Here is a 7,958-nt window from a genome sequence, read left to right on the forward strand (position 1 = left end):
AAACCAGTAAAAGATAAAATCTTAATGACCTGCTTATTTTTAGTCGCTAAATAAATAATCCCTAAAATACTATTGATCCGGCTGATATGTAATGGCATTGACTCCGATAAATCAAATTTAAATAAAAGTAAGTAAGAACCATATAATATACATTGTTGTATTAAACTAATAATTAAAACAATCAAACTAATTTGATCACGGTATTTGCGCACAAATTTAATATTTGAAAACAGTAAAATCCCTATCACGATGACAATGCCAATATATAATAAGTGGTTTGGACCAAACGGTTGGATAAACTCGGTCATCTTATCCTCCTCTAATCATTCTAGTATAATTTTTCAACTTTATTATAGCAAAAAGGTTGTAACCGCTGCTACAACCTTCTCTCTGATTTACTTAATATTAACATGATTATTACAATCGCTATTGGAAAAACCACGATTTGACTGATTAATGTGTTATTAATGGTGTACTCTGCAGTGAAAAAATTTCGTTATTTAAACGACCGTTTCCATTGTTTGATGATACAGTTTAATCGTTTCATAAAAATTGGGAGCCGGATAATCCCTTAATTGGCAGACTTCCTGTAATACCTCTTCAAAAAACACCATCATTTCATTTAAAACGATTTGCGTTTGTTCTAAGCTTTCTAAGCGATAGGTTTGATAAAGCCGTTGTGTTTCATCTGCTGACAATAACTGAGGCAGTCGCTTCATTTGTTTATTTAAATTAATTGGAAAGCCTGCTCTTGCCCCTACTAAATAGCCTAACATTCGCAGTAACTCAGGTCTCAAAATTTGTTCTAATAACCCGTTCGCATATAATAATTCTTTTCTTAGTAGACCTTTTTTAACATAAGTACTGACAAAATAAAAATTCATTGGCACAATCCTCAACAAGTTGGGCAGAGGGTGCTTGTACCCAAAACATTTCATCAGTTGGTTCTAATGGGGTCTGAAACTGTCCATCTTTGTCAATAAAAATTTGAATTAAGGGATCTTGTTCAAAATAGAGTTGACTATCCGCAATCGGAACTAAAGTCAAATCTATTTTGATACCATCTGGAAATAACATTAAATAAGAAAACCAGCCATTGGGAAAGTCGGGAGGATACAAACTCATCCCTTCAGGTTTTTGCACAAAAATTCTTTCTCCAAATTTTTCTAACCATTTATCAGATGTCAAATAACTCTCAACATCTGTAACTAAAAATGTAATATCATAATCTTGCCATGGGTCTTGTTTTACATTAGGATTCACACGACTACCTTCCAGTGTCATTACTCTAATTCGTTCATCGGCAGTTACAATTTTAGTTAATAGGTCAAAAACTTGGTTTGAATTTCGCATTATATCATGACTCCTTTATTTTTTGATTTGGTTCATAAAGATAACGACTGATTGGCGATTAAATTTTTATTCAAAAACGAGTATCGATTTTCTTGATGCTGTACAACTAAATTTGTTTAATCAGTTAACTTATTAAATGTCCTTCCAGTAACAACTCCCTTCTCTTATTGAAAGAGTAGGCAAAAGCCTAAGACTCCTTCCTTACTTCCATTATACGACTCAAATCCAGTTAGTCGTCAAATAAAAGCTCCTTAATATTCAATTCTGTACTCAATATTTACGTGATTTCAATATTCATTCAAGGCTTCATTTGTGTGGAATATTAAATTTCATGATGAAAGTTAAAAAATGCTACACTTTACGAATCGGATGTCTAACTAAGGTTTTTAATTTTTCTGGAGCGGTACGTCTGGGGTCACTATAATAGATTTCATAATGGTGACGTTGCTCGCTTAAGTCGAGGATTTAGAAAGTTTAATTATTGATTATGATACTTAAACGTATGGAATGGTTGTGGATTAAAATACAACCATTAGCGATAACGAAAGGTTTATTCAGTGAATAAACCTTTCGTTAATGAATAAGTAAAACGATCACTATTCCAGTTGTCACTCTAAAGTTAAACTTAGAGTTATAACAAATCGTCAGCTATGATTTGTTATATTATCTAATCGATCACTATACTAAAAGCCTAACCTTCGCTTATGTGGCTCATTTTATCGAATAAAAGTACATAACTCTGCAGCGTAAAAGTACAGAATTATGCAATTAAAAAGTCATTGCATCTTACTCATGTGGCAAGACAGGTAACGAAGCAAAAGATGAGTCAAAAGAAGCGTTTTAAGCTGTTTTCAAATTAAACTGTGCATAGTTCTCCACGAAATTGTCTTAAAATCCACTTTAATAATTTGTCTGTCCCTATAATTTACTCTACATCTGATAGTAATTCTGTGTTTTTTGTAATCAATCTGCGTTTATGTCGCGTCAAAGTACTTTTACTAATCCCTGTCATTTTTTCAACTTCTGAATAAGAATGTGTCTCTAAGAGTTGCATAGCTAGAGCTAATTGTTGCGTAGAAAATTTTTTAGGACGTCCCTCTTTAAAGCCTGGTCTCTGTTTTGCGATTTCTTTTCCTTCTTGTGTTCTTTCAACGATGAGATCGCGTTCAAAATCCGCAAAAGCACTAAAAATTGTAAAAATTAATCTTCCTGTAGAAGTATTTTCAATTATACCTAAATTAAGTACATTGATCCGCACACCTTTTTCAAAAAGATACTTGATTGTATTTAACGCATCCTGTGTGCTTCGAGCAAAACGATCCAACTTGGTAATCACAAGCGTGTCTCCCGTTTGAACTGCTTGTAGCAACTTTTTGAATTCTGGGCGATCACTTTTTGTTCCCGTTATTTTTTCAAAAAACACCTTATCGCAGTTTTCTTCTTCCAACTGACGTAGTTGTCCTTCCAAGTCTTGGTGGCGAGTACTTACTCGTGCGTATCCATATTTCATTTTAACAACTCCTTTACTAAGATCGAAAAATTAATAGTTTACTATTTTTATCGTAAAGAGTATATCCCATAGAAAATAAGTTTAGATTAGCTTCATCTACGTCTTTTATATTGTCTACAATCCAATCACTCGCAGCAATTAAAATCATTTCACAAAAATAAATAAGATCAAAAAACAAAGTAGGATATTGCTCTCCTTGATAAGCTACTAAAAATTTATCATCGAAATCTTTGGGAAATATAGTTGGTACTATATCTCTAACTTGCTTATTTCCAAATTTTTGATAACTTTTATTTAAAGTAGGATCCGTGGAACCCTCGTGCATCATCGCGCATCTTAAAAACCATATATTACTAGAGGACAGATAGTCAGTTGGATAATTAATTTTTGTAATTAGAATATCATCAATCCATTTTTTATACCTTTTGTTATTTTCTCTTTCAAAAGGCTCATGAACTTTCGCACATATGTCAATCAGTATTAAAGAACTTGTTAATGCAGCAAAATGATTATTACTTTCAAGTGACGAGCGAATCGATTCAATTATTTTGTTTAGTCTACTTTCATTGTTCATTATTACCTCCACTTTTGACCATTAGTTATGACGCCGTCTGATGTATTGATTTTACTGCACACCAAAACCATAGTCAATACTCTTAAGTTTTGACTATAACAAAGAATTGAACCAAAACGTTTGATTTTGATTCTACCTTTTAGGTGCTGCCCTGTCCTATATAAGTACACCCTAAAAAGACACCTATAGACCAATAATTATATATTTAAATAATCAGGTGCAATCGATTTAGGTGGTACAATTGATCGCGACGATATGGCTCTAATAGAGTGTCGTATCCACTTGCATACAGTTATACAATCATTAATGCTGAATACTAAATACAGGTAGTAACTACACAGCACATGATTCGTTATAAAGACAAACTGTCGTCATCGTTTGAAATGTATAAAGTTATACAGTTATACAATTATACAATCATTAATGCTGAATACTAAATACAGGTAGTAACTACACAGCACATGATTCGTTATAAAGATAAACTGTCGTCATCATTTGAAATGTATAAAGTTATACAGTTATACAGTTATACAATTAATAATACTGAACTCTAAATGAAGGTAGTAACTACACAGCACATGATTCGTTATAAAGATAAACTGTCGTCATCGTTTGAAATGTATAAAGTTATACAGGTTGCATCTGGCAATAGGCAATAGGCAATAGGAAGTTTATGAAAAAAAGGAATAACGCATAATATTTAAAGAAACAGAACAAAGAATGACGTTAAATAAGCATTCTTTGTTCTGTTTTGTTTGGATTTTATTTATATTTGATGCTGAAATTCTTTAATTTAACATGAAATTGACACTACAAAAAAGAATTTTATTGCCGGTTTATATAACATTATAGAAAAGAACACAAAAATATCGGAGGAATAAAAATGAAAATTTACATTAATCAGTTGCGCTGGATATTTTCTAGTGATGAAGTAAATATTGATATTGTTAGTAGAGAAATCATGAATGATTTGAAATTTGAATTTCGCAAAAACACGCTCATTAAATATCGCTCTAATCCAAATGATTACAAAAAAATGTTAGTCAAAACAGCGTTTATTTTTCAAACTTGGTTTAATACATTTGCTAAAGATTACGAGTCAGCGCCTGAACCAGAAGAAACAGAATCAATTAACGGTGAAAATCTACTAAATTTAATTTACCACTCAGATGTAACAGCTTATAAAGTTGAAGCAGAAACTGGTTACGCTAGAAGCAACATTACTAAGTTACGCAATAAGTCCGAAGTGACATTAGACGAACTTCAAATGAGTTTAGGAAACGCATTGTTACTTCAACGTTGGATCAATGAAAATAAGGAAACTTTTTTAGATTCGCTTAAATAATTTTAAATAAAAAAAGGAATTATTATGAAAAATAAAAAAATACAAACACCTGGAACTAAAATTAGGGCTAATCATCAATTAGACTTCTCTCCGCACTCAGTGAACTTATTGTCCGCATTCAGTGGACGTCTCGCCCGCACTAGTGGACAGCTGGCGATGCAATAATCAAAAATTATTAAATATATTTTAGTTAACATAATGTGGCATTATAACAAGTTAAATTCAAGGAAATGTAGAGAAGAATTATTGCAATCATAATTTTATAAAAAAGCTATAGGTGTCAATTATAGTTGACACCTATAGCTTTTTTTGATATCTTTGGATTAGTCATATATATATGACTAATGGAGGTGGTTACATGAACAACGTAAGGTTTTTTAGAGAAAGGCAAGGTTTATCACAATTTACTTTAGCCAAAGAAATTGGAGTAGCAAGACAAACAATAAATCTAATAGAAAATAATAAATATAATCCTTCATTAGATTTATGTATAAAACTAGCTAAAAGGTTAAATACAGATTTAAATGGACTATTTTGGGAGGAAAAGACTGATGAAAAATAAAGAGCCATTGAGAATAAAAATAATTAGAAGATTCTATGGAATTACTGGAGATTATGATGAATATAAAGAAAAAGAAGTGAATAGAATAGGGAATAATGCGTTTATGGGATTGTGGTGGTATTTTCTTATTGCTAATTTCATAGCATGCCTTTTTGCGTTTAAATACCCAGTGCAGACATTATGGGTTTATATTGGCATTAATACATTTGTGAGTGTTTTTGTCGTATGCACGTATCTAATTATTGCTAGTCAAAAGAGTAAGTTGAACGATGTTGAAGTAGAGAAAACAGATTTTCAAACAGCTAAGAAAAAGGTTTTAAGGTCGGGGATATTGGCAGGCGTTCAATTTGGATTAGGAATGTATTTTTTAGGAGCATTAATAAACTGGTTTAGTGAAAATGAAAATATCATTTCATATATTCAGACACCAAGAAATTTAATCACGTCAATTGTACAAGCCATATTCTTTGGTGGGATTATGTATGTTGTAGGTAGATTTAGGATAAAGAAAGAAACAAATTAGTAACAATCAATTCTGCTATAGTTTTTAAAAGTTTACTATTTCTGATCGATTTTCGAGGAAAAATAAATTTATATTATATTTATTTGAAAGGAGGATTTTATAATGAGGTTAGCCACCTCTAAAATTCCATAAAAAAACGCCACGTGAAATTCATGTTAATATTGAAGTTACCACAACTCTCAATAGACAAGGATGAATTCACATGACGCAAGACCAGTTTAACACAGTCTCACGAAAAGGGACACACCTATCTTATCAAGAGCGTTGTCACATTCAGATTCTCAAGAAAGAAGCCTATTCTCACCGCGCCATTGCCAAGTTATTAGGGCGATCCCCTCAAACCATTCATAATGAAGTGAAAAGAGGCACCATCACGCAACTGAAACGCCAAAAACAAAACGGTAAAACCTACGACTATTCCTACACACTATATGATGCCGATGCCGGAAAAGCTAATTATGAGCGTCAACGTCTTCACTGCGGTAGGCGACCTAAATGGGCGGATTCCAACGCCTTTATTGACTGGGCAGACGAAAAGATGCTTCAAGATAAATGGTCCCCCTATGTTGTCGTGGGGTTTGCTCGTGAACATCAGTTGTTTGACGCTGCGATTGTTCCTTGCACAACGACGTTATACCATTGGATCGATAGCGGTGTGATGAAAACTCGCAACTTGGATTTGTTAGAAAATCTTTCGCGTAATACCAAGAAACGAACGACTAAAGCGCGTCGAAACAAACGTGTCTTAGGACCATCGATTGAAGATCGCCCAAAAGTAATCGAAACCAGAGAGCACTTTGGGCACTGGAAAATTGATACAGTGATTGGCAGTCAAGCGGCCTGTGACCCTGTATTGTTGACATTAGTCGAACGTAAGACGCGCTATGAAGTCATTCTGAAACTCAAGAACAAAACGGCTCAGGCTGTGGATGAAGCGATGGACTCTCTGCGTCAACGCGCAGGTGATGCTTTCAACCAACTATTTAAAACGATAACGTCAGATAATGGCTCGGAATTTGCGGGCCTGCATACCGCTTTACAGGATACACTCGACGTCTATTTTACGCACCCTTATGCTTCTTGGGAACGTGGAACGAGTGAGAATCAACATAAAATCATTCGTCGCTTTCTCCCTAAAGGACAACCACTCCAAGCATTATGCGAGGTAAAGTGCCTAAGGATTCAAAACTGGATGAATAATTATCCACGCAAGCTATTAGGCTATCAAACGCCTTATGACTGTTTCGCGAGAGAATTTCACAAAGAACGCCAAGTGCAACCGAAGAATGAATCTGTTAGTGCTTGATACCGAGTCTCACTCGGCATGACTTGATCGCTGAGAAGCTGGCAAGTGCACGATTGACCAAGAGACTACCCTACCTCAGCTTGTTATCAAGCACTGACGGGTAATAAAATAAGTTAAGTTAGTTGGTAACACACTTAAAAATAAAGTGGCTAACTTAAACTTGAAATTTTCGTATAAAGCCTATTAGAATAGTCTCAGTGAATAAACCTAAATTAAATATCATCACCCAAGACCAATCAAATAATTTAAAGTCAGATTCTAATAAAGGTACTATACACCCAAAACGCATAAAAAACGAAAAAGTAGTGGTAAAATCATCAAATTCAAAGTGGAGTAGAATTAAATTTTCTGCTTCAAAAAGAGAGTCTTTGATGTATACCAAAATTTTCATCTTTCAAAGTGGTTTAAAAATAAAAGTAATAAATTGGAAAAAACCTCAGAAAAGCAATTTGAGCTTTAGGTATTCAAACAAATAAAACTTATAACATTCGAACCAATTTTTGTGCTGAATTTTGCATAAACTCCGCTTTTTTATAATTTTTCAGGCTGTAAAATTTTGAGTGTTGGTGACTCTGAAAAGTCAAAGTGAGTCATCACTTTGGCTTTTTTTCATGGAGTCTTATAGTCAAATTATAATTAGATACTAAGCAGCGGTTATTTCATCTGAAAAGTATAAGGGGCGAATCGGTTTGTTAGATCTAGCGAGTAGCTTTTGACTTAGAAAGACACGCGCACGTAAATGTTCAAAGTTTCGATAACCAAAACCACTTCGCTTGATTGTTTTA

9 protein-coding genes are annotated in these 7,958 nt (G+C 33.5%); 4 read left to right on the forward strand and 5 right to left on the reverse strand.

All coding sequences use genetic code 11. From position 1 onward, the window contains the following. The 5 genes from GF867_RS13405 to GF867_RS13430 all read right to left on the reverse strand — a co-directional run. Positions 1-308: TMEM164 family acyltransferase (locus GF867_RS13405; RefSeq protein WP_172974045.1), on the reverse strand; the 308-nt coding region annotated here is incomplete at its 3' end. A 192-nt stretch (positions 309-500) separates the two neighbouring features. Next, positions 501-884: an aminoglycoside 6-adenylyltransferase gene (locus GF867_RS13410; protein WP_172974046.1), complete on the reverse strand. Its 384-nt coding sequence runs from the start codon at positions 882-884 to the stop codon at positions 501-503. Beyond that, a complete protein-coding gene (locus GF867_RS13415; protein ID WP_153833598.1) occupies positions 853-1,353 on the reverse strand; it encodes an aminoglycoside 6-adenylyltransferase in 501 nt (166 codons plus the stop codon). The genes GF867_RS13410 and GF867_RS13415 overlap by 32 nt, the downstream gene beginning before the upstream one ends. Positions 1,354-2,278: 925 nt before the next feature. Continuing rightward, positions 2,279-2,863 (reverse strand): recombinase family protein, encoded by a 585-nt coding sequence (locus tag GF867_RS13425; protein WP_153833599.1) that lies wholly within the window; start codon positions 2,861-2,863, stop codon positions 2,279-2,281. A gap of 16 nt (positions 2,864-2,879) precedes the next feature. Next, positions 2,880-3,437: a hypothetical protein gene (locus GF867_RS13430; RefSeq protein ID WP_153833600.1), complete on the reverse strand. Its 558-nt coding sequence runs from the start codon at positions 3,435-3,437 to the stop codon at positions 2,880-2,882. Between the two features lie 883 nt (positions 3,438-4,320). Here GF867_RS13430 and GF867_RS13435 point away from each other — a divergent pair. The 4 genes from GF867_RS13435 to GF867_RS13450 all read left to right on the forward strand — a co-directional run bounded on the left by GF867_RS13435 (position 4,321) and on the right by GF867_RS13450 (position 7,173). Then, complete coding sequence (locus GF867_RS13435) at positions 4,321-4,782, forward strand: hypothetical protein (RefSeq protein ID WP_153833601.1); 462 nt, start codon at positions 4,321-4,323, stop codon at positions 4,780-4,782. Positions 4,783-5,140: 358 nt separating this feature from the next. Continuing rightward, a complete protein-coding gene (locus GF867_RS13440) occupies positions 5,141-5,344 on the forward strand; it encodes a helix-turn-helix transcriptional regulator (protein WP_153833602.1) in 204 nt (67 codons plus the stop codon). Then, positions 5,334-5,867 carry a DUF3278 domain-containing protein gene (locus GF867_RS13445; RefSeq protein WP_172974047.1) on the forward strand — a complete coding sequence of 178 codons (534 nt, stop codon included), beginning with the start codon at positions 5,334-5,336 and terminating at the stop codon, positions 5,865-5,867. Before GF867_RS13440 ends, GF867_RS13445 begins: the two co-directional genes overlap by 11 nt. A 202-nt stretch (positions 5,868-6,069) precedes the next feature. Next, on the forward strand, positions 6,070-7,173 hold the full coding sequence (locus tag GF867_RS13450) for an IS30 family transposase (RefSeq protein ID WP_153833604.1): 1,104 nt from the start codon (positions 6,070-6,072) through the stop codon (positions 7,171-7,173). Positions 7,174-7,958: the final 785 nt, after the last annotated feature.

The organism is Fundicoccus ignavus, assembly GCF_009659375.1.
GTDB lineage: Bacteria > Bacillota > Bacilli > Lactobacillales > Aerococcaceae > Fundicoccus > Fundicoccus ignavus.